Raw genomic sequence first — 21201 nt, 5'->3', positions numbered from 1 at the left:
ATTTTTGGCAGGCGCCCAAGACGAGCCGGCTTCGCCCAGTGGCCGGGCTCGCTCGGTCTGAACGGGCCCAAGACTGACCGCACATGTTTCCTGCGATGGGCGCAGGGGGCGCAGCGGGAAAAGTTGGGGACATACATGATTCAAATGCAATCGCGACTGGACGTCGCCGACAACACTGGCGCGAAGTCCGTCATGTGTATCAAGGTGCTCGGTGGCTCCAAGCGTCGTTACGCCGGTATCGGCGACATCATCAAGGTGAGCATCAAGGAAGCCGCACCGCGTGGCCGCGTCAAGAAGGGCGAGGTCTACAGCGCTGTGGTCGTGCGTACCGCCAAGGGCGTGCGCCGTCAGGATGGCTCGCTGATCAAGTTCGACGGCAACGCTGCGGTGCTGCTGAACGCCAAGTTGGAGCCCATCGGCACCCGCATCTTCGGCCCGGTCACGCGTGAACTGCGTACCGAGCGCTTCATGAAGATCGTGTCGCTGGCCCCGGAAGTTCTCTGAGCTGCGAGCGAGGGCAGGCCATGAACAAAATTCGTAAAGGCGACCAGGTCATCGTGTTGACCGGCCGCGACAAGGGCAAGCGCGGCACCGTGTCCGCGCGCATCGACGCCGACCATGTCACCGTGGAAGGCATCAACGTCGTCAAGAAGCACGTGCGCCCGAACCCGATGAAGGGCACGACCGGCGGCATCGTCGACAAGACCATGCCGATCCACCAGTCGAACGTTGCCATCTTCAATCCCGCTTCCGGCAAGGCCGACCGCGTTGGCATCAAGCTCCTGGCTGATGGCAAGAAGGTTCGCGTCTTCAAGTCGAGCGGCGAAGAGATCAAGGCTTAAAGAGGTTCGAGATGGCTCGTTTGCAAGAGTTTTACCGCGAAAAAGTGGTGCCGAACCTGGTGCAGAAGTTCGGCTACAAGTCGGTGATGGAAGTCCCGCGCATCACCAAGATCACGCTCAACATGGGCGTGAGCGAGGCGGTCGCCGACAAGAAGGTGATGGATCACGCCGTGGGCGACCTCACCAAGATCGCCGGCCAGAAGCCCGTGGTCACCAAGAGCCGCAAGGCCATCGCGGGCTTCAAGATCCGCGACGGTGTGCCTATCGGCTGCATGGTGACGCTGCGTGGTGTCCAGATGTATGAGTTCCTGGACCGTTTCGTCACCGTGGCACTGCCCCGCGTGCGCGACTTCCGCGGTATCTCGGGTCGTTCCTTCGACGGTCGCGGCAACTACAACGTCGGCGTCAAAGAACAGATCATCTTCCCCGAGATCGAGTACGACAAGGTCGACGCGCTGCGCGGCCTGAATATCAGCATCACCACGACGGCGAAGTCTGACGAAGAGTGCAAGGCGCTCCTCGCTGAGTTCCGTTTCCCGTTCAAGAACTGAGGTGGCTCGTGGCTAAAGTTTCGATGAAGCAACGCGAACAGAAGCGCGCCGACCTGGCCGCCAAGTACGCGAAGAAATATGCCGAGCTGAAGGCTGTCGCCAACGACGCCAAGAAGTCCGACGAAGAGCGTTACCTGGCCCGCCTGGAGCTGCAGAAGCTCCCGCGCAATGCCAACCCGACGCGCCAGCGCAACCGTTGCGAACTGACCGGCCGCCCCCGTGGCACCTTCCGCAAGTTCGGCCTGGCCCGCAACAAGATTCGTGAACTGGCCTTCTCGGGTGACATCCCGGGCGTGGTCAAAGCCAGCTGGTAATCGGCAGGGAGACTTCCAATGAGCATGAGTGATCCTATCGCCGATATGCTGACCCGCATCCGCAACGCGCAGATCGTCCAGAAGGCGAGCGTTGCGATGCCTGCGTCCAAGCTGAAGGTGGCGATTGCCCAGGTCCTGAAGGACGAAGGCTATATCGACGGTTTCGCGGTGCGTGGCGAAGAAGCCAAGCCGCAGCTCGAGATTTCGCTGAAGTACTACGCCGGTCGTCCGGTGATCGAGCGCCTGGAGCGCGTGAGCCGTCCCGGCCTGCGCATCTACAAGGGCCGCCACGAGATTCCCCAGGTCATGAACGGTCTGGGTGTGGCGATCGTGACGACGCCCAAGGGCGTGATGACCGACCGCAAGGCACGTCAAGCCGGTATCGGCGGCGAAGTGCTCTGCTACGTCGCATAACGAGGGAGGCTGAGAAATGTCCCGCGTTGGAAAAATGCCGATTGCCGTCCCGCAAGGCGTGGATGTGGCGATCACGGCCGAACAGATCAGCGTTAAAGGTTCGCTGGGCACCCTGGTGCGCCAAGTCAACTCGCTGGTCACGGTCAAGAACGATGGCGGCAAGCTGACCTTCACCCCGGTGAACGAGTCGGCGGAAGCCAATGCGATGTCCGGCACCATGCGCGCACTCGTCGCGAACATGGTCAACGGTGTCAGCAAGGGTTTCGAGAAGAAGCTCAACCTGGTCGGCGTGGGTTATCGCGCCCAGGCCCAGGGCCAGAAGCTGAACCTGCAGATCGGTTTCTCGCACCCGGTGGTGAAGGAAATGCCCGCTGGCATCAAGGTGGAAACGCCGACCCAGACGGAAATCCTGATCAAGGGTGCCGATCGCCAGGTCGTCGGCCAGCTGGCTGCCGAAGTGCGCGCCTTCCGTCCGCCCGAGCCCTACAAGGGCAAGGGCATCCGTTATTCGGACGAGAAGGTCTCCCTCAAAGAGACCAAGAAGAAGTAAGGAGCCGCGAGATGTTGACCAAGAAAGAACAGCGCCTGCGCCGCTCCCGCCAGACCCGTGCTCGTATCGCCGAGCTGCGCGTCGCGCGACTGACGGTGTTCCGCTCGAACACGCACATCTATGCGAGCGTGATCTCGGAAGACGGTCAGAAGGTCCTGGCGACCGCTTCGACCGCCGAGAAGGAAGTGCGCGAACAACTGGGTGGCGCCGGCAAGGGCGGCAATGTGAACGCTGCGGCCCTCGTCGGCAAGCGCATCGCCGAGAAGGCCAAGGCTGCCGGCGTCGAGAAGGTGGCGTTCGACCGCGCTGGCTTCGCCTTCCATGGCCGCGTCAAGGCGCTGGCCGAGGCGGCCCGCGAAGGCGGCCTGCAGTTCTAAGCGCAAGACCTCAAGGAATCTGAAATGGCAAAGTTTCAACCGAAGGTGGCCGACGAAGGCCGCGACGATGGTCTGCGCGAGAAGATGATCGCCGTGAACCGCGTCACCAAGGTGGTGAAGGGTGGCCGTATTCTCGGCTTCGCCGCACTGACCGTGGTCGGCGACGGCGATGGCCGCATCGGCATGGGCAAGGGCAAGGCGCGTGAAGTGCCGGTCGCTGTCCAGAAGGCGATGGAGCAGGCCCGCCGCAACATGATCAAGGTGAGCCTGAAGAACGGCACGCTGCACCACAAGGTGAACGGCGAGCACGGCGCGGCCCGCGTGCTGATGGCGCCGGCCCCCGCCGGTGCCGGCATCATCGCCGGCGGCCCGATGCGTGCCGTCTTCGAAGTGATGGGCGTGACCGACATCGTGGCCAAGAGCCATGGCTCGACCAACCCCTACAACATGGTGCGCGCGACGCTGGATGCGCTGACCAACTCGACGACCCCTGCCGAGATCGCTGCAAAGCGCGGCAAGACGGTCGAAGAGATCCTCGGCTGAGCGCAGGAGCCAAATCATGGTTGATTTGAAGAAAACCCTGAAGGTCAAGCTGGTCCGCAGCCCGATCGGCACCCGTGCCGACCACCGCGCCACCGTGCGTGGCCTGGGCCTGCGCCGCCTGAACAGCGAGTCCGTGCTGGAAGACACCCCCGCGGTGCGCGGCATGATCAACAAGGTGAGCTACCTGGTTCAGGTGCTCTGAAGCGGCTGAGGACAAGATGCAACTCAATACCATCAAGCCGGCAGCTGGCGCCAAGCACGCCAAGCGCCGCGTGGGCCGGGGTATCGGTTCTGGTCTGGGCAAGACCGCTGGTCGCGGTCACAAGGGTCAGAAGTCGCGTGCCGGTGGCTATCACAAGGTCGGTTTCGAAGGCGGCCAGATGCCGCTGCAGCGCCGCCTGCCCAAGCGTGGCTTCAAGTCGCAGTCGCTGAAGTTCAACGCCGAGATCCGCCTGTCGGACCTCGAACGCCTGGATGCTGCGGAAGTCGACCTGCTGGCGCTGAAGCAAGCGGGCCTGGTCCCTGAGCTGGCCAAGAACGTCAAGGTGATCGCCGCTGGTCAGCTGACGAAGAAGGTCGCCCTCAAGGGTATCGGTGCGACGGCAGGTGCCAAGGCAGCCATCGAGGCGGCCGGCGGTTCCCTGGCCGAGTGACGGCAGGCAACAGGCTCTAGGACAAGCAAGCAGTGGCAACCAACGCAACCCAGCTGGCCAAGACCGGGAAGTTCGGCGACCTGCGTCGCCGTCTCGTGTTCCTGGTCATGGCGCTCGTGGTCTACCGCATCGGCGCCCACATCCCGGTGCCGGGCATCGACCCCGGGCAGCTGCAGCAGCTCTTCAAGGGGCAGCAAGGCGGCATCCTGAGCCTGTTCAACATGTTCTCCGGCGGTGCGCTTTCGCGCTTCACGGTGTTCGCGCTCGGCATCATGCCCTACATCTCTGCATCGATCATCATGCAGCTGATGGGCTATGTGGTGCCTTCGCTCGAGCAGCTGAAGAAGGAAGGCGAGGCGGGGCGTCGCAAGATCACCCAGTACACGCGTTACGGCACTCTGGGTCTGGCGCTGTTCCAGTCGCTGTCGATCGCGGTGGCCCTGGAAAGCTCGCAGGGGCTGGTGCTGAATCCCGGGTTTGGTTTCCGCATGACCGCGGTGATCAGCCTGACGGCCGGCACGATGTTCCTGATGTGGCTGGGTGAGCAGATCACCGAGCGTGGCCTGGGCAACGGCATCTCGATCCTCATCTTCGGTGGGATCGCGGCCGGTCTGCCGGGCGCCATCGGCGGCTTCTTCGAGCTGGTTCGTACCGGCGCGATGAGTGCCTTCGCTGCGCTGGTGATCATTGCGCTGGTGGGCCTGGTGACCTACTTCGTGGTGTTCGTGGAGCGGGGTCAGCGCAAGATCCTGGTCAATTACGCGAAGCGCCAAGTGGGCAACAAGGTCTACGGGGGCCAGTCCTCGCACCTTCCGCTGAAGCTGAACATGGCCGGCGTGATCCCGCCGATCTTCGCGTCCTCGATCATCCTGCTGCCGGCGACGGTGGTGAGCTGGTTCAGCACGGGCGACAGCCTGCGCTGGCTCAAGAACATCGCCGACGCGCTGCACCCGGGCCAGCCCGTGTACGTGCTGCTGTACGCCGCTGCGATCGTCTTCTTCTGCTTCTTCTATACCGCGCTGGTGTTCAACAGCCGCGAGACGGCAGACAACCTGAAGAAGAGCGGCGCGTTCATTCCGGGCATCCGGCCGGGCGAACAGACGGCACGCTACATCGACCGCATCCTGGCGCGGCTGACGCTGGCCGGTGCGATCTATATCACCGCAGTCTGTCTGCTGCCGGAGTTCCTGATCCTGAAGTACAACGTGCCGTTCTACTTCGGTGGGACCTCGCTGCTGATCATTGTGGTGGTGACGATGGACTTCTGGGCGCAGGTGCAGTCGTACGTGATGTCCCAGCAGTACGAGTCGCTGCTGAAGAAGGCAAATTTCAAGGCTGGCTGAGACGCAGGCCTAAACGCGAAACGGACGAAGGGCGCAATGGCGAAAGACGACGTCATTCAGATGCAGGGCGAGATCCTCGAGAACTTGCCCAACGCAACGTTTCGCGTGAAGTTGGAAAACGGGCACGTCGTGCTCGGTCACATCTCCGGCAAGATGCGCATGCACTACATCCGCATCCTCCCCGGCGACAAGGTGACCGTCGAACTGACGCCCTACGATTTGAGTCGAGCTCGCATCGTGTTCCGGGCGAAGTGAGCAAGCCTTACCACCCGGAATTTCTAGAGCGTTCATCAGGCCGGCAGGTCGGTGTAGCGAGCAACACAACAGGTCAAGGAGAAGACCATGAAAGTTTCGGCATCCGTTAAAAAGATCTGCCGCAATTGCAAGATCATCCGTCGCAATGGCGTGGTTCGCGTGATTTGCACCGACCCCCGTCACAAGCAACGCCAGGGCTGATCGGCTGACCCGATCGCCTTGATGAACGCGAATTAGAGGACCCCATGGCACGTATTGCTGGTATCAACATTCCGCCCCAGAAGCACGCGGAAATCGGTCTGACCTCGATCTACGGGATCGGTCGCACCACGGCGCAGAAGATCTGCGATGCCTGCGGCATTGAACGCAGCAAGAAGATCAAGGACCTGACCGACACCGATCTGGAAAAGATCCGTGAAGAAGTCGGCCGCCTGACCATCGAAGGCGATCTGCGTCGTGAAACCACGATGAACATCAAGCGTCTGATGGACCTGGGTTGCTACCGTGGTTTCCGTCACCGCCGCGGCCTGCCGATGCGCGGCCAGCGCACCCGCACGAACGCCCGCACCCGCAAGGGTCCGCGCAAGTCCGGCGTGGCGCAAAAGAAATAAGCCGACGCACTAGCTGATTGAAAGAAGGTCACCATGGCTAAAGCACCTGCGAACAACGCGGCTCGCCGCGTGAGCAAGAAGGTCCGCAAGAACATTGCGGACGGCATCGCCCACGTCCACGCGTCGTTCAACAACACCATCATCACCATCACCGACCGCCAGGGCAACGCGCTGTCCTGGGCTTCGAGCGGTGGCCAAGGCTTCAAGGGCTCGCGCAAGTCCACCCCGTTCGCCGCCCAGGTGGCTGCGGAAGTGGCGGGCCGTGCGGCTCAGGAGCAGGGCATCAAGAACCTGGACGTCGAGATCAAGGGCCCCGGCCCCGGTCGCGAGTCCTCGGTGCGCGCGCTGGCCGCGCTGGGCATCCGGATCAACATGATCTCGGACGTCACGCCGATCCCGCACAACGGCTGCCGCCCCCAGAAGCGCCGCCGTATCTAAGCTACAATTCGAAGCTTTTGGTTCGCCGGCCGGTGTGTAAACCCCGGGCCGGCGGTTTCGTTGAAGCCCACCGTCTGCGCTCGAAGAACTCTTTCACCAGCGTCAGACTCGCGTGACCAGCGGCCCCGGCCCCGGACACGTCAGATTGCAGAGGACACACTCAAGTGGCACGCTACCTCGGCCCGAAGGCCAAACTCTCCCGCCGTGAAGGCACCGACCTCTACCTGAAGAGCGCCCGCCGCGCCATCGGGGACAAGGCCAAGTTCGAATCCAAACCGGGCCAGCACGGCCGCACCTCCGGCTCCCGCACCTCCGACTTCGGTCTGCAGCTGCGCGAGAAGCAGAAGGTCAAGCGCATGTACGGCGTGCTGGAGCGCCAGTTCCGCCGCTATTTCGCCGAGGCCGAGCGTCGCCGCGGCAACACCGGCGCGAACCTCCTGCTCATTCTCGAGTCGCGCCTGGACAACGTGGTCTACCGCATGGGCTTCGGCTCGACCCGCGCTGAAGCGCGTCAGCTGGTCAGCCACAAGGGCATCACGGTCAACGGCGAAGTCGTCAACATCCCGTCCTACCTGGTGAAGGCCGGTGACGTGGTGGCGGTGCGCGAGAAGGCCAAGAAGCAGCTGCGCATCCAGGACGCGTTCAAGCTGGCCGACTCCATCGGCCTGCCGGGCTGGGTGCAGGTCGACGGTGCCAAGCTGGAAGGTGTCTTCAAGAAGGCCCCGGACCGCGACGAATTCGGCGCCGAGATCAACGAATCGCTGATCGTCGAGTTGTACTCGCGTTGATTCGCTTCTGCCGAAACCCGCAAACGCCCGGCACGCTGCCGTGCGTGGGCGGGTTTTGCCATGTTCCGGCCCTGGAGGGGCAGCCGTGCCCCCCGGGTGGTCCATCAGCCTTATCGGTGTAACGAGCCGAGGGTATTGACAGGAAGACCTCATGCAAACCAATTTGCTCAAACCCAAAGCCATCAACGTGGAGCCCCTGGGCGGGCACCGCGCGAAGGTCACGCTCGAGCCCTTCGAGCGCGGCTATGGCCACACGCTGGGCAACGCACTGCGCCGCGTGCTGCTGTCGTCCATGGTCGGCTACGCGCCCACCGAAGTGACGATCGCCGGCGTGCTGCACGAGTACTCGACGATCGACGGCGTGCAGGAAGACGTCGTTCACATCATGCTGAACCTCAAGGGTGTGGTGTTCCGCCTCCACAACCGCGAGGAAGTCACGCTGGTGCTGCGCAAGGAAGGCGAAGGCCCGGTCACGGCCGGCGACATCCAGACACCGCACGACGTGGAGATCATCAACCCTGATCACGTGATCGCTCACCTGTCGCAAGGCGGCAAGCTCGACATGCAGATCAAGGTCGAGAAGGGCCGCGGCTACGTGCCGGGCAACCTGCGCCGCTTCGGCGACGAACCGACCAAGTCCATCGGCCGCATCGTGCTGGACGCCTCGTTCTCGCCGGTCAAGCGCGTCAGCTACACCGTCGAGAGCGCTCGCGTCGAGCAGCGCACCGATCTGGACAAGCTGGTGATGGAGATCGAGACCAACGGCGCCATCTCGCCCGAGGAAGCAATTCGCGCCTCGGCCAAGATCCTGGTGGAACAGCTGGCCGTGTTCGCCCAGCTGGAAGGCAGCGAGATCGCCGCCTTCGACCAGCCGGCGCAGCGCAGCCAGCAGTTCGACCCGATCCTGCTGCGCCCGGTCGACGAGCTGGAGCTGACGGTGCGCTCGGCCAACTGCCTGAAGGCTGAGAACATCTACTACATCGGCGACCTGATCCAGCGCACCGAGACCGAGCTGCTGAAGACGCCGAACCTGGGCCGCAAGTCGCTCAACGAGATCAAGGAAGTTCTCGCTTCCCGTGGCCTGACGCTGGGCGTGCGCCTGGAGAACTGGCCGCCGTCCGGCCTGGACAAGCGTTAAGCCCTGAAAGAAAAAATCGGGGCAGGGCGCCGCAGGCGCCCGCCCCGTCGCTCCGGCCTCGGACGGAGCGTTGTGCAACCCCCGGTACCTGACACGGCCGGGGTTCAATAAAGAAAGGAAAGCACCATGCGCCACCGTAACGGCCTTCGCAAACTGAACCGCACCTCCGAGCACCGCCTGGCGATGCTCCGCAACATGGCCAACTCGCTCATCGAGCACGAGGCCATCAAGACCACGCTGCCCAAGGCCAAGGAACTGCGTCGCGTCGTCGAGCCGCTGATCACCCTGGGCAAAGAGCCGACCGTCGCCAACAAGCGTCTGGCTTTCTCCCGCCTGCGCAACCGCGAGAACGTCGTGAAGCTGTTCGACGTGCTGGGCCCGCGTTACAACGCCCGTCCGGGCGGCTACACCCGCATCCTGAAGATGGGCTTCCGCGTTGGCGACAACGCGCCGATGGCCTTCGTCGAGCTGGTGGACCGCCCCGAGCTGAGCGAAGCCGCTCCCGCGGAAGCCGCCGCCGAGTAAGGCGGCGCTCCACCTGTCCGCCGCCTGCCGGCGGGCATGTCCCCCACAAGGCCAGCCTCGCGCTGGCCTTTGTGTTTCGGGTGTGCATCGCCCCCCTGGGTGGACACGACAAGTACGCGGTCGTTTGGCACACTGGCTCTCATGGCTTCTTCACCCTCTGTGCTGCTTCGTGTCGACCGGCTGACCAAGCGCTTCGGCGCCAACACCGTCGTCGACGATCTCTCCTTCGAGATCCGCACGGGCGAATGCCTGGGCGTGATCGGCCCCAACGGCGCCGGCAAGACCACCACCATCCGCACCTGCCTGGGCCTGACCGCGCCCGACAGCGGGCAGCTCAGCGCCTTCGGCCTGAGCCTCCCCGCACAGGTGCGCGAGGCCAAGGCACGCCTCGGCGTGGTGACGCAGTTCGACAGCCTGGACCCGGACTTCACCTGCGCCGAAAACCTGCGGGTTTTCAGCAGCTACTTCGGGCTGCCGAAGCGGGTGGTCGACGAACGGGTGCCCAAGCTGCTGGATTTCGCCTCGCTGCAGTCCAAGGCCAACGCCCGGCCGGGCGAGCTGTCCGGCGGCATGCGCCGGCGCCTGAGTCTGGCGCGCGCACTGGTCAACGACCCGGACCTGCTGCTGCTCGACGAGCCCACCACGGGGCTGGACCCGCAGGCTCGCCACCTGATGTGGGAGCGACTGAAGCTGCTGCTGCAGCAGGGCAAGTCCATCCTGCTGACCACCCACTTCATGGACGAGGCCGAGCGCCTGTGCGACCGCTTGCTGGTGCTGGACCACGGACGCAAGATCGCCGAGGGCAGGCCGCGCGGCCTGATCGCCGAGCACCTGGAGAGCGACGTCATCGAGCTCTACGGCGATGGTGCCAAGGCCTTGGCCGACCGCCACGCAGCGATGGCCCAGCGCGTCGAGACGAGCGGCGAGACGGTGTTCTTCTATCTCAGCGAGCCCAAACCCCTGCTGGCGCTGCTGTCGGAGGAGCACACGGTGCGTTATCTGCACCGCCCTGCCAACCTCGAGGACCTCTTCCTCAAGCTCACGGGTCGGCAGATCCGCGACGACGCCTGACCCCACCCCAGGAGCCCACCATGCTCACTTCGCTGTATGCCGCCCCGCGCCTGTCACCCCGTGTCTGGCCGGTGGTCCAGCGCAATCTGCTGGTCTGGCGCAAACTCGCGATCCCCAGCCTGATCGGCAACATCGCCGAGCCGCTGATCATCCTGGTGGCCTTCGGCTACGGCCTGGGTGCGCTGGTCGGCGAGGTGCAGGGCTTGCCCTACATTCTTTTCCTGGCCTCCGGCAGCATCTGCATGAGTGCGATGAACGCCGCGTCCTTCGAGGCGCTGTACTCGGCCTTTTCACGCATGCACGTGCAGAAGACCTGGGACGGCATCATGAACGCCCCGGTGGCGCTGGACGACATCGTGCTGGCCGAAATGCTGTGGGCCGCGATGAAGGCGCTGTTCTCGGCGACCGCCATCGCAATCGTGCTGGCCGCACTGAACATCAGCCGCGCACCGACCCTGCTGCTGGCCCTGCCGGTGTTGTTCCTGGTGGGCATCACTTTCTCGTCCATCGCGCTGGTCTTCAACGCGCTGGCCAAGGGCTACGACTTCTTCACCTACTACTTCACCCTGGTGCTGACGCCGATGACTTTCCTGTCCGGCATCTACTTTCCGCTGGAGCAGCTGCCCGACTGGCTGCAGGCGATCGCGCAGGCACTGCCGCTGGCCTCGGCCGTCGAGGTGGTGCGTCCGCTCGTGATCGGCCAGATGCCGCCCGAACTGCTGCGGCCGCTGGCGGTGCTGGTGGGCTATGCGGTGGTCGGCTACTACCTGGCGCTGGTGTTGACGCGGCGCCGCTTTTTCAAGTGAAGCCGAGGCGATGACCCCAACCCTGCCTTCTGCGAACACCGGCGCGGCCGAGGTGCGTATCGCCCTGACGACCGTGGACGACGAAACCCGCGCTCGCGACCTCGCGCGCCGGCTGCTGGAGGCGCGCCTGGTCGCCTGTGTCAACATCGTGCCCGGCGTGAGCTCGATGTACTGGTGGCAAGGCCGCATCGAAGAAGCACGTGAGTGGCTGCTCGTGCTCAAGACCAGTGCTGCGCGCTGGCCCGCGCTGAAGCAGGCGCTGCCGGATCTGCATCCCTACGAGGTGCCCGAGCTGCTGGCGCTCGGCCCGCAGGACGGCCTGGAACCGTATCTGCAATGGCTGGTCAGAGAGACAGACAAGGAGTGAGTTCGATGACGGGTCGTTGGAGCTGGGCCGCCATGCTGATGGCGGCCTTGGTGTTGTTGCTCGGCAGCAGGGGAGCGGGCGCCGAAGAGGATTTTCTGGAGCCGGAGCAGGCCTTCCGGTTCTCCGCGCGTGCCGCCGACGACCGCAGCGTCGAGCTGAGCTTCGACATCGCCGAGGGCTACTACCTCTATCGTGAGCAGTTCAAGTTCGAAGGGGCCCCCGCGGCGACCCTGGGCGCGCCGCAAATTCCTCCCGGCAAGATCAAGTACGACGAGACCTTCAAGAAAAACGTCGAGAGCCACCGCGGGCGCCTGGTGATCCGCCTGCCGGTGGAGCAGGCCCAAGGGCCCTTCCTGCTGAGCGTGACCAGCCAGGGATGTGCCGACCGCGGCCTGTGTTATCCCCCGATGCAGCACCATGCCGAGGTGCGCCTGGTCGCCTTCGCCGGCGGCAGCAATTCGGTCACCTTGGTCGAAGACAGCAGCGCCTCTCGGCCGGCCTCGTCCTCGGGTGTTGCCGGCTTGCTGGGGGGAGTCCTGGGACGTAGCGACCCGCCCTCCAGCACGACCGCTGGCGGGCCGGCGAGCCCTGAGGCCGTTGCGGCATCGCCCGCGACGCCCGGTGCGGCACCGGCCGCTTCCGCTGCGGCCCTGGTCAACACAGCTTCGCGCACCGACGTCGGCGGCATCGAGAGCGCGTTGCAGTCCGGCCGTCTGCCGACCGTCGCGGTGGTGTTTTTCGTCGCTGGCGTGCTGTTGTCGCTGACCCCGTGTGTGCTGCCCATGCTGCCCATCCTGTCGTCGATCATCGTCGGACAGGTCGGCAGCAAGCGAAGCACACGGCGCGGCCGTGGCCTGGTGCTGGCTGGCAGCTACTCCCTGGGCATGGCGCTGGTCTACACCGCCTTCGGCATTGCGGCCGGGCTGGCGGGGGAGGGCTTGGCGGCCTGGCTGCAGACGCCCTGGGTGCTCGGTGCCTTTGCGCTGCTGTTGGTGGTCCTGTCGCTGTCGATGTTCGGCTTCTACGAGCTGCAATTGCCGGCGCGCCTGCGGGAGCGGGTCGCCGCGACGTCCGGCCGCCTGCCGGGCGGACGGCTGCTGGGCGTGTTCCTGATGGGCGGCTTGTCGGCGCTGATCGTCAGTCCCTGCGTCGCTGCGCCGCTGGCCGGTGCGCTGGTCTACATCAGCCAGACCCGCGACCTGGTGCTCGGCGGCGTGGCCCTCTTCATGCTGGCTGCCGGCATGAGCGTGCCGCTGCTGCTGATCGGTGCCTCGGCCGGCCGCTGGCTGCCGCGCAGCGGCGCCTGGATGGAACACGTCAAGCACTTCTTCGGCGCACTGCTTCTTGCCGTGGCGCTGTGGATGCTGCAGCCGGTGCTGCCCGGCTGGGCCGCGATGCTGCTGTGGGGCAGCCTGCTGCTGGTGGGCGCGGTTTACCTGCGTGTGTTCGACCCGCTGCACGGCGGCGCGCGCGGCTCGGCGAAGCTGCTGAAGGGGGTGGGTGTCGTCCTGGCGGTGCTGGGTGTGCTGCAGCTGGTGGGCGCCGCCTCAGGGGGGCGCGACCCCTGGCAGCCGCTGAAGCACCTGACCGCCGGGCGGACCGAGGCCGGGGCTGCCGCCACGCCTCTGCCGGCACTGGCCTTCACCAAGGTCAGCAGCGTCGCCGAACTCGACCGGCTGGTGGCAAGTGCCGGCCGGCCGGTGATGCTGGACTTCTATGCGGACTGGTGCGTCTCGTGCAAGGAGATGGAAAACTTCACCTTCACCGACCCACGGGTGCGCGCCAAGCTCTCGCAGGCGCTGCTGCTCAAGGCCGACGTGACGGCGAACAATGCCGAGGACCGGGCGCTGCTGAAACGTTTCGGGCTCTTTGGCCCGCCGGGTACGCTGTTCTTCGATGCTGCCGGGCGCGAGCTGACGGCCGTGCGGGTCATCGGCTTCCAGTCGGCCGATCGTTTTGTCGAAACTTTGGGCGCTGCAGGCCTCTGATTGACTCCCTCTCGGGCACTTTCCAAAATTTGAGACGAGGGGCTAGCGCGAGAACGAGAACATATGCTATAGTCTCACTTCTGTCGCGGGGTGGAGCAGTCTGGTAGCTCGTTGGGCTCATAACCCAAAGGTCGTAGGTTCAAATCCTGCCCCCGCAACCAAATACCGGAAACCCGCTCGTCGCTGTGTCAGCAGCAACTAGCGGGTTTTTTCATTGGGGCCGCGTCGGGCCTCCTGTCGTTGCCAGCAAGCGACCGGAGGAAGGCCGCCGAATGCGCGCCGACGTAGGGGCCGTCGGCCCGCAGCGCTTCGGCCGAGGCGAAGGACGGCTTCGCGCTCGCACGGATTCTGTTGGAGGTTCACTCCGATGCCGTCGTTCGAGCCGGCAGGGTGCAGGTGCTCCGTACCGGCCAGCTGCCTGCCACTGCGGCCAGTCAGTGAAGCTCGTTCTGCCGAACAGGCCGGTTCTCAGGAGGCGCCGCTTGGCCCAGTTGGCAGCCAGCCGTTCCGAATGCAGGGCCCTCGCAGGCGAACCTTGAACCAGATGGACCTATCACCTCTCATTGCGTGGGCCCTTGCTCTGCTCGGCGCCGCTGCCGCGGCGTTCTATGGGGCAGACCGAGCTGTGAACCATGTGCCAACTGGGTGGGGAAAGGCGTTTGTGATCGCTGTCGCGCTTGGGCTTGTCCTCACGTTCGTCACAGTCCTCCTTCATGGCGTCTGCATTGACACTTTCAAGCTGTGCACACAGCGTGGGGATGCGAACGTGTCGTACTGGTTTCACTCATTCTTCGCCATACCCGTCTATTGGCTCGTGGCAGGTGTCCTCTCGAGGCGTTGAAAGCCGTCCGAACGCGGGTCGCCGGCCACGGAGTGCGGAGAGCGAGGCATTCGCGTCACAAGGGCGCAGAAGCTTCACAGGACCGTTGGCTCTAGAGTTCCTGGTGCAGCCAGACCACAACTTCGACCCGCATGTCCTCGACGTCCCTGAGCTTGAACAGGCCCGGCCGGTGCCGCTGCTGGCGCGGGCCGAGGAATGAAAGCAGCCGTCGCTGCGGATGACGCCAGGGCGGGCGAAAGCTGCGCGAGCAAGACGTCGGCGCGGCTGCCAGGTCACGCAGGTGCTAGGGCTGCAGCGTCGATCCACTGATCTGCGGCGCGCCGTTGCCGAGATAGAAGATCCCCGGCAGGCCCTCCGTCTCGAAGCCGCTGCTCGTGTTGGCCGACAGGGACGAGTTGGTGATGCCCAGGGTGCCGCTGCGGTCGTTGCTCACGAAGAAGATGGCGCCACCTCCTTCGTTGGCCGTGTTGTTCGTCATCCGGCTGCCCTGGATGCGCAGGTGGAAGGTGTTGCCGTCGTTATAGATGGCGCCGCCGCTGCCGCCGCCGGGCGTGCCGCTGCGGGCCGGGTTGGCCCCAACGCCGATCGCTCTGTTGTGCGTGAACAGGCTGTTGATCACGGTGAAGCTGACGCCGATGGAGGACAGGGCAGCGCCGTTGCTGCAGAAGTTCCCCAGGTCGCTGCGGCCGCCGAAGGTGGAATTCACTACGTACAGCGGCAGGTTCTCGTATTGGCTCAGGGCACGGACGGCGCCACCACCGACGTCCGGACCCGTGGCATCGCACTGGTTGCGAAAGAAGCGACTGTTGACGATCTTGAGCCGGCCGCCCCGCGCGAACACCGCGCCGCCGCCGTTCGCGCCCGCGGCATTGGTCCCGCTCGTCGCGCCGTCGACAAAGGTCAGGTTCTGCAGCGTGAGCTGCGGGTGGTCCTGGTTCTGGCAGTGCGAGGTGGTCCACCCTTGCGCCGGGTCGCAGGTGTTCATGTAGAGGATACGGCGCTGGCCAGCGCCCGAGAGCGTGACCTTGCCGCCGCCGTCGATCACGATCTTCGGGCCGGTGTTGTTGACGATCTTCGCGGTCTCGAGCAGGGTGATCGTGACCGGCTCGCTGCCGCAATTGAAGGTGATCACACCGCCTTTGGCCACCGCAGCGACGAACGCAGCGCTGGTGCAACTCGCCGCGGTGCCGGTGCCGATGATGGTGCGGGGGCTGGAGACGTCCTCTGCCTGGGCCTCGGAAGGAACCGCGGCACCGCCAGGGTAGCCGGCCGCAGGCAAGCCAGCGGTGGGCGGGTTCGGCGTCGGATTGGGTGACGGGTTCGGCGTGGGGTTCGGAGCCGGATTGGGCGTAGGCGTGTTCGACGAGGTGCCATCCGACCCCGAGGAGCCCCCTCCGCAGGCCGACAACACGGCCGTGAGGATGAGCGACAGCGCCATGCCATGCCACGCTGTACGCATGGCGTTGCCTGTTTCCTTGTGCATATCAGAACCTCTTGTTCTATGAATGATCAGCGCGAGGCTCCGCCCGTGATGTCGTGATCGACGGGTGCTTTGTAGGGCGTCTTGTGCGTCCCGGCCTCCCTCGCTCTCAGGCATTTTCTGAACGCCGTATGGAACGTGGCCCAATGCTAGAGGCGCTCTCGCATCGGCTCTACAGGCATTGCGCCTTTTGGTAACGTCCGCGGACGATCAAGCAAGCTCTCACTGTCTTGCATCGCCAATGAAGGGCAGCTTCGAGAGCGAAGGCTTTTATCCGCAGCAAGACACGTTCAGTGTTTTAACTCCGATATTGATACATCGTATGCGGCCGCGAGCCCGTCCTGACTTCAGCAGAGAGCGCAGTTGCCTATCCTGGATGCAAAGCGCTCAGCACCGTGGGCCGGCCCGAGCCAATCGTCCCCGAATCCAGGCCAGAGCCAACTGCGGCAAGGTCCCTGGACGGCGGGGGGTGGTAGGTCGCGGGGTGCGTTAGGGTGCGCGGGTCTCATCCACGCTAGGCCTCATGAGATTCCTGAGCTCTGCCCTTCTGAGCGTTGTCACCGCCGCGCTCCTTCCGTCTTTGACATTCGCCCAGTCCGCGACAGTCGTCGGCGACCCGCTGGAACTGTCCATGGGTTTCCAAGGCGCCGCACCGCCGGCTCCAAGCGCTTTCCAACTGAAGTTTGTCGGCTATCACGATACTCGCTGCCCTTCCGATGTTCAGTGCGGTGTTGCGGGCGAAGCAAGAGCCTTCTTCTGGCTCACCGGAGAGAACATCCAATCTCAAGTGGTGGTCCTGCCATGGAGCGGCGGCGAGCAGGACTGGAAGCACGCGGTCAAAGCCGGCAACTACGAGATCCGTTTGGTGTCGCTGGAGCCACGGCCGATGCACAGCAAGTCGGTCGCACCCACCGAATACAAGGCTGTCGTCGCGATGAGGCCACGTCGAACGACCAAGGTGTCCACGACGCGGTGAGGCTGGGTCTTCATGAGAAGCGCATCGTCTCCATGACGCAAGAGAGCCCGTGTGTCGGGTCAAGAGGTCTGGTGTGCCGGCCGCGCGCCCGTCTTGGAATAAAGCAACTTCGCCAATTGAACGCCTTTGTTGCCACCGGCGCCGACGCGGGCAGCCAGCCCGCTGCCGTCAGCCCCGTGTCTGCCGGCAAGTAAGTCGGATGCGTCGACCGGCCGGGTTGGACCTGGCCTCCATCCAGAAACCCGCCGCTGGCGCGTTTTTGCTTCTTCAGCGCAACCCGAGGTGCGAGACCGGTTGCCACCCGGTGCGTTTGCGTACCGCATCGAGACTGACACAAAACTCCGCTGCAAAAGGTCGGCAGGGAACCGGTGTGGCCCCGTGTATTAGGGGGGCTGCCGTGTCGGGGTAGGGATGGAGTGCGGTGGCCTAAAGCTTCAAGAATGGTCGACGCCGGCATCGTGAGGCGTTGAGGTAGTGCCGGCGTTGATGGGTAAACACGATCCGAACCGGAGCAAAAACATGCCCCTTTCCGAAAGTTGCGACGCTATTCTGACGATCAATGCGGTCGAATACGAAGGAGAAACTGGCCACGGACACGGCCATGCTGAAATGGACGCTTTGCACAACTTCATCGAGGCCCAGGAGTCGGAGGTCAATACCACGACCAAACTGTGCATTCTGGCTGCGAAACAAATACTTGAGACGACCCCTATCAAGGTCGTTCTCTGCCCTTCAAGGCCCGTTTGCTTGAAGTGTTCCAGCATACTGAGGCAGCTTGGATTCGCGCTGGGTCCGAAAACCGACTGGGGCACCAAAACGGCGGGTAAAACGGAATGGGGCGTCAGTCAAAACGTCGCTGCATTGCTCAAGGAGTGCGGCATCAACCTGCAGAAAACAAAGGACCTCGCTTGACCGGACATCGACGGCCTCGCTAGCGGTGGCTGATACGATGCCGACCAAGGGCTGCCATGGCAGCCCTTGGTCTTCCGGGGGCCAGTGAGGGCACCAGGGCCGAACACGGCCTCGGAGCCGTAAGAACAGTTCGGGAACTGGCAAATTTCGCGGGGGTCATTTTCCAGCCGACACGCGGAATCGGCCGCAAGAATTTGCTTCCAGTGATTCCAGCTACCATTTGATCGCCGCGACGGTGATTCGCAAACACCGCTTCGGCGGGAATCTGTCCTGTTCTCGGACATGTTTCTCGGTACTTCCACAGGCGCCATCCCAATACCTCCTGCGGGGAGAAAGCTCACTGCCACATCTGCCAGCGCACAAGGCGGGTCGCTTCGCCTAATCTCACTTAACGTTTGTCACGAAAAGGAATTTGTTCCCCAAAAGGGTATGGCAAGTGACATCGAATGCCCCCGACGCCGACCCGGCAGCGGGGTCGATGATTTTTCTTCGATGGGAGCAGGCAATGCGAATCCGCTTTTGGGCCCTTGCGGCCACTTTGGTTTTAGCGAACAGCGCGGCTATTGCGGAAATCAGTGCAGCCCGTACCGGCAGCGGAACGTTTATTCGGTTCGACGGCGCGAAGAGCGAACACCTGGCGGTGTTTTGCGGCGGCGACGGTTACGAGGAGGCTTCCGCCGAATACAGCGAGTGGGTGGTCAGATCCCTGAGCCAAGCCAACTTTATAGGGTTTGGAACCGGCGATGCGCTCGCATCCTTGGAACTGTTCCACTGCCTGCCGTCGAAGTGGGCGGACATGAGCGCGACCGAGAAATCGCAGTTCTGCAGCGACTCGGAAATTTCGGCGTCGTACGCGGTCCGGCTGAACCGGGCCCTGACAGAAGCGAAAGCGGTGGGAATGGAACCGCGAGAGGCCCTGGCTGTCATTCGATCGGCCCACTGCGATGCTTCGCTTTGACGAGGTGCGCGATGAGACGTCGAAACGTCATCAACTTCGCCGCGTGCTCGCTCGCGGCACACCTGGCCGTCGCGGCGCCGATACGGGCTGCAGTACGGCCGAAGATCGCATTGACGCTGCCGATCGAAAGCATCCAGAGCGAGGTAGCGCGGGATTTGCTATCCGGCTACCAACTTGCGTTCGAGCGTGCAGAGGACGTGCTCGACTTCCGTATCCGGTTGATCGTCGAGGAGGATCGATCCAATCCGGCGCTGACGGCGCTCAATACCGCGGCCTTCGCCAGGGATCGTTCGATCCTGGCAGCCACGGGCATCGTCGGGACGCCTCACGCTGAAGCGGCGCTTCCAATCGCGGAAAGAGAAGGCCTGCCTGTCATTGGCATTCGGTCGGGTGCTGAATACCTGCGGACCGGGTCCAAGTTGATCTTTCACCTTCGCGCCTCCTACGAAGCCGAAATCACGCGCATGCTGGGCATGGTCCGCGGGGCGGCCTTGTCCAAGGTCGCTGTCCTGTTCTCCGAGGACAGCTTCGGCCGCGGCGCGTTCGAGCATTTGACGAGGGAGACGGCGCGCCTCGGCGTCAAGATTCATCAGGCCGTGAGTGCAGAACGAAATGGAGCGGATGTCGAGGACAAGACCGCCCAGATCATCGGTGCTCCTGGAGCGCACGGGCTGATATTGCTGATGATCACGTTTCCAATGCTCGCCGCCTTGGAATGCGCGAGGACCAGCCACCACTTTGTCAGCCCGGTGTTCGCGATGAGTTTCGTTGCAAACCGTCAGATCAGCTCGACACCGATGGAGGTCGCCTCCGGTCTGGGCATGGTGTCGGCGTTTCCCTTGCCCCGCTCGGCGAAAGAAGCGCTGGCGCAAGACTTTCGACGACGGGCGAGTGGGCGAGAAGGCTTGGCCGACAGTCTCACTGCATTCGAGGGCTTCTTCTACGGGTCGACCATCGCTTACGCCCTGTTCCTGAGCAAGGCACAAACGCGACAGGACCTGATTGCCTGGCTGGGCGACAACCCGCTCGACGTGGGCGGGCTGGGGGTGTTGTTTGACGAGCGACGGGTCGGGTTCCGGCACCTGCAAGTCGTTTACAAGAGCGGGCAGGGGCCGCTCCGGGTGTGACGGTTCCCGGGCCTGAGGAGGCACTGAACGGTTCGCCGCCTTGAACGCAGAGAAGAACCGGCTGGTGGTCGCGCCGCCAGCCGCCGTCAGCCGGTTTTTTAAAGGAAGCTCGAAGGTCCTGCGATCACCGCGCCAGCAACTGCCCCCTGACCTCGCCCGCCGCGAAAGCGGCTGAGTGCGCGTTGACGTAGAGGCCGTCCGCCAGCAGTGCTTCGGCTTGGCTCGGGGAAAGCGTCACGCCCGGCGCGAGCGTCCAAACCTCGGCGTCGGCCGGGTTCTGTTCGAGGTTGACGGCGATCGGCCCGTTGACGCCGGCCGGCGCCTGGTGGAGATGGGCGGCCGTCGCGTTCATGCCGCTCAGCGTCAGCCGACCTTGCAGCGATCGGTCGGCGAGGCCGTAGGCGAAAAATGCCCGCCCGCTGGCGGTCGAGCCATTCGCCGGCACCTCCTGGCGGCCCGAGGCCACGGCGACGCGTACCCGGCGGCCGACTTGGCCGCGGATCTCCCCGCCGGGATGTGTGGCCGAATGCACGTTGAGGTAGAGGCCGCCGCCACGCAAGGTTTTCACTTGTGCCTCGTTCAGCACGGTGTTCTCGGGCACCGTGAAGTGGCCATGCCCGCCGTGGTCCTCCAGGTTGATCACGATGGGGCCGTTCTGCCCCACCGGCGCGCTGTGGATGTGGGCGGCGGTGGCCTCGATGCCGCTGAGCTCCAGCTCGCCAGAGAGCGCGCGCGTGACCGGGTTCAGCACCAGGCGGCCGACGCCGGACGCCGAGCTGACGACCTGGGTGGGAGCGACTTCCTGCGCGGCGCCCAGCTCGGCGACGAACACCTCGCGTCCGAGCTGCCCGCGGATCTCGCCGCTCGGGTGCGTGGTGCTGTGGACGTTGATGTACAGGGCGCCTTCGTCGAGCTGGGCAAGTTGTTCTGTGCTCAGCACGGTCGGTGCCAGACGGGCCCCGCCCGGGTGGACCGACAGCGGCAGCGCGATCGGCCCCGCGACACCGGGAGCACCTGCATGGATATGAGCGACCGAGGGCGTGACGCCGTCCACCGTGACGGTGCCGCTCAAGGTGCGCGTGGAGCGCTCGAGCGAGAAGGTGGCGCTGCCGTTGGCGACGCTGGCGATCCGCTGCGGCGCTTCCTGGTCGCCGTCGAGCACGGCCGAAATGGTTTCGACAGCCGGGCCTTGCGTGCTGCCGGGGGGGCCGTCATCGTCGCCCGATCCGCCGCAGGCGACCAGGAACAGCGTCGCGGCGGTGATGGCCGACCAGGTCGAGACGGTTCTCAACGTGAATGTCATGAGAGGCTCCTTGAGTGATGTTGGTGTGGG

At 64.4% G+C, this 21201-nt stretch carries 28 protein-coding genes and 1 tRNA gene; 27 read left to right on the top strand and 2 right to left on the bottom strand.

The window, feature by feature from the left end:
- Positions 1 to 135 precede the first annotated feature (135 nt).
- The 23 genes from rplN (at position 136) to OOT46_RS09560 (ending at position 13735) form a co-directional block, all read left to right on the top strand.
- Entirely contained in the window at positions 136 to 504 is a 369-nt protein-coding gene (gene rplN, locus OOT46_RS09670) for a 50S ribosomal protein L14 (RefSeq protein ID WP_125241506.1), read from the top strand.
- 20 nt (positions 505 to 524) lie between these two features.
- On the top strand, positions 525 to 842 hold the full coding sequence (gene rplX, locus OOT46_RS09665) for a 50S ribosomal protein L24 (protein WP_265403387.1): 318 nt from the start codon (positions 525 to 527) through the stop codon (positions 840 to 842).
- Between the two features lie 11 nt (positions 843 to 853).
- On the top strand, positions 854 to 1393 hold the full coding sequence (gene rplE / locus OOT46_RS09660; RefSeq protein ID WP_265403386.1) for a 50S ribosomal protein L5: 540 nt from the start codon (positions 854 to 856) through the stop codon (positions 1391 to 1393).
- A 23-nt stretch (positions 1394 to 1416) separates the two neighbouring features.
- Positions 1417 to 1707: a 30S ribosomal protein S14 gene (gene rpsN / locus OOT46_RS09655; protein WP_416136172.1), complete on the top strand. Its 291-nt coding sequence runs from the start codon at positions 1417 to 1419 to the stop codon at positions 1705 to 1707.
- 18 nt (positions 1708 to 1725) lie between these two features.
- Positions 1726 to 2121, top strand: coding sequence for a 30S ribosomal protein S8 (rpsH, locus tag OOT46_RS09650; RefSeq protein ID WP_265403384.1), 396 nt, complete (start codon positions 1726 to 1728; stop codon positions 2119 to 2121).
- 16 nt (positions 2122 to 2137) lie between these two features.
- The gene (gene rplF / locus OOT46_RS09645; protein ID WP_265403383.1) at positions 2138 to 2671 is read left to right on the top strand and encodes a 50S ribosomal protein L6; all 534 of its coding nucleotides are present in this window, start codon (positions 2138 to 2140) and stop codon (positions 2669 to 2671) included.
- 11 nt (positions 2672 to 2682) lie between these two features.
- Positions 2683 to 3048 (top strand): 50S ribosomal protein L18, encoded by a 366-nt coding sequence (rplR, locus tag OOT46_RS09640; RefSeq protein WP_265403382.1) that lies wholly within the window; start codon positions 2683 to 2685, stop codon positions 3046 to 3048.
- 24 nt (positions 3049 to 3072) lie between these two features.
- Positions 3073 to 3591: a 30S ribosomal protein S5 gene (gene rpsE, locus OOT46_RS09635; RefSeq protein ID WP_265403381.1), complete on the top strand. Its 519-nt coding sequence runs from the start codon at positions 3073 to 3075 to the stop codon at positions 3589 to 3591.
- A gap of 16 nt (positions 3592 to 3607) precedes the next feature.
- Entirely contained in the window at positions 3608 to 3793 is a 186-nt protein-coding gene (gene rpmD, locus OOT46_RS09630) for a 50S ribosomal protein L30 (protein WP_265403380.1), read from the top strand.
- 16 nt (positions 3794 to 3809) lie between these two features.
- Positions 3810 to 4244 carry a 50S ribosomal protein L15 gene (gene rplO, locus OOT46_RS09625; protein WP_265403379.1) on the top strand — a complete coding sequence of 145 codons (435 nt, stop codon included), beginning with the start codon at positions 3810 to 3812 and terminating at the stop codon, positions 4242 to 4244.
- 32 nt (positions 4245 to 4276) lie between these two features.
- Complete coding sequence (gene secY / locus OOT46_RS09620) at positions 4277 to 5587, top strand: preprotein translocase subunit SecY (protein WP_265403378.1); 1311 nt, start codon at positions 4277 to 4279, stop codon at positions 5585 to 5587.
- A gap of 36 nt (positions 5588 to 5623) precedes the next feature.
- The gene (gene infA / locus OOT46_RS09615) at positions 5624 to 5842 is read left to right on the top strand and encodes a translation initiation factor IF-1 (protein WP_009855680.1); all 219 of its coding nucleotides are present in this window, start codon (positions 5624 to 5626) and stop codon (positions 5840 to 5842) included.
- An 87-nt stretch (positions 5843 to 5929) separates the two neighbouring features.
- Positions 5930 to 6043, top strand: coding sequence for a 50S ribosomal protein L36 (gene rpmJ, locus OOT46_RS09610; protein WP_047196694.1), 114 nt, complete (start codon positions 5930 to 5932; stop codon positions 6041 to 6043).
- Positions 6044 to 6087: 44 nt separating this feature from the next.
- Positions 6088 to 6453 carry a 30S ribosomal protein S13 gene (rpsM, locus tag OOT46_RS09605; protein WP_265403377.1) on the top strand — a complete coding sequence of 122 codons (366 nt, stop codon included), beginning with the start codon at positions 6088 to 6090 and terminating at the stop codon, positions 6451 to 6453.
- Positions 6454 to 6486: 33 nt separating this feature from the next.
- Complete coding sequence (gene rpsK, locus OOT46_RS09600) at positions 6487 to 6891, top strand: 30S ribosomal protein S11 (protein ID WP_265403376.1); 405 nt, start codon at positions 6487 to 6489, stop codon at positions 6889 to 6891.
- Between the two features lie 164 nt (positions 6892 to 7055).
- Positions 7056 to 7679, top strand: coding sequence for a 30S ribosomal protein S4 (rpsD, locus tag OOT46_RS09595; protein ID WP_265403375.1), 624 nt, complete (start codon positions 7056 to 7058; stop codon positions 7677 to 7679).
- A gap of 151 nt (positions 7680 to 7830) precedes the next feature.
- Positions 7831 to 8817: a DNA-directed RNA polymerase subunit alpha gene (locus OOT46_RS09590; protein WP_265403374.1), complete on the top strand. Its 987-nt coding sequence runs from the start codon at positions 7831 to 7833 to the stop codon at positions 8815 to 8817.
- Between the two features lie 126 nt (positions 8818 to 8943).
- A complete protein-coding gene (gene rplQ, locus OOT46_RS09585; protein WP_265403373.1) occupies positions 8944 to 9342 on the top strand; it encodes a 50S ribosomal protein L17 in 399 nt (132 codons plus the stop codon).
- Between the two features lie 141 nt (positions 9343 to 9483).
- On the top strand, positions 9484 to 10413 hold the full coding sequence (locus tag OOT46_RS09580) for an ATP-binding cassette domain-containing protein (protein WP_265403372.1): 930 nt from the start codon (positions 9484 to 9486) through the stop codon (positions 10411 to 10413).
- 20 nt (positions 10414 to 10433) lie between these two features.
- Complete coding sequence (locus tag OOT46_RS09575; protein WP_265403371.1) at positions 10434 to 11219, top strand: ABC transporter permease; 786 nt, start codon at positions 10434 to 10436, stop codon at positions 11217 to 11219.
- A gap of 10 nt (positions 11220 to 11229) precedes the next feature.
- Positions 11230 to 11586, top strand: coding sequence for a divalent-cation tolerance protein CutA (gene cutA, locus OOT46_RS09570; protein WP_265403370.1), 357 nt, complete (start codon positions 11230 to 11232; stop codon positions 11584 to 11586).
- A 5-nt stretch (positions 11587 to 11591) separates the two neighbouring features.
- Entirely contained in the window at positions 11592 to 13574 is a 1983-nt protein-coding gene (gene dsbD, locus OOT46_RS09565; RefSeq protein WP_265403369.1) for a protein-disulfide reductase DsbD, read from the top strand.
- A gap of 84 nt (positions 13575 to 13658) precedes the next feature.
- A tRNA-Met gene (locus tag OOT46_RS09560) sits at positions 13659 to 13735 on the top strand.
- 963 nt (positions 13736 to 14698) lie between these two features.
- Here the strand turns inward: OOT46_RS09560 and OOT46_RS09555 are convergent.
- On the bottom strand, positions 14699 to 15874 hold the full coding sequence (locus tag OOT46_RS09555) for a hypothetical protein (RefSeq protein ID WP_265403368.1): 1176 nt from the start codon (positions 15872 to 15874) through the stop codon (positions 14699 to 14701).
- 544 nt (positions 15875 to 16418) lie between these two features.
- Between OOT46_RS09555 and OOT46_RS09550 the strand changes: the two genes are divergently transcribed.
- The 4 genes from OOT46_RS09550 (at position 16419) to OOT46_RS09535 (ending at position 19868) form a co-directional block, all read left to right on the top strand.
- Entirely contained in the window at positions 16419 to 16871 is a 453-nt protein-coding gene (locus OOT46_RS09550; protein WP_265403367.1) for a hypothetical protein, read from the top strand.
- 519 nt (positions 16872 to 17390) lie between these two features.
- Positions 17391 to 17783, top strand: coding sequence for a hypothetical protein (locus OOT46_RS09545; protein ID WP_265403366.1), 393 nt, complete (start codon positions 17391 to 17393; stop codon positions 17781 to 17783).
- 436 nt (positions 17784 to 18219) lie between these two features.
- The gene (locus OOT46_RS09540; protein ID WP_265403365.1) at positions 18220 to 18741 is read left to right on the top strand and encodes a hypothetical protein; all 522 of its coding nucleotides are present in this window, start codon (positions 18220 to 18222) and stop codon (positions 18739 to 18741) included.
- 11 nt (positions 18742 to 18752) lie between these two features.
- Positions 18753 to 19868 carry an ABC transporter substrate-binding protein gene (locus tag OOT46_RS09535; protein ID WP_265403364.1) on the top strand — a complete coding sequence of 372 codons (1116 nt, stop codon included), beginning with the start codon at positions 18753 to 18755 and terminating at the stop codon, positions 19866 to 19868.
- Positions 19869 to 19992: 124 nt separating this feature from the next.
- Here the strand turns inward: OOT46_RS09535 and OOT46_RS09530 are convergent, their stop codons facing one another.
- Positions 19993 to 21171, bottom strand: a complete 1179-nt coding sequence (locus tag OOT46_RS09530) for a CHRD domain-containing protein (protein ID WP_265403363.1) — start codon at positions 21169 to 21171, stop codon at positions 19993 to 19995.
- Between the last annotated feature and the right edge of the window lie 30 nt (positions 21172 to 21201).

This window comes from Aquabacterium sp. A7-Y, from assembly GCF_026153205.1.
Lineage (GTDB): Bacteria > Pseudomonadota > Gammaproteobacteria > Burkholderiales > Burkholderiaceae_C > Caldimonas.
Note: the sequence above shows the minus strand (reverse complement) of the source record. Positions and strands in the feature narration are given on the sequence as shown.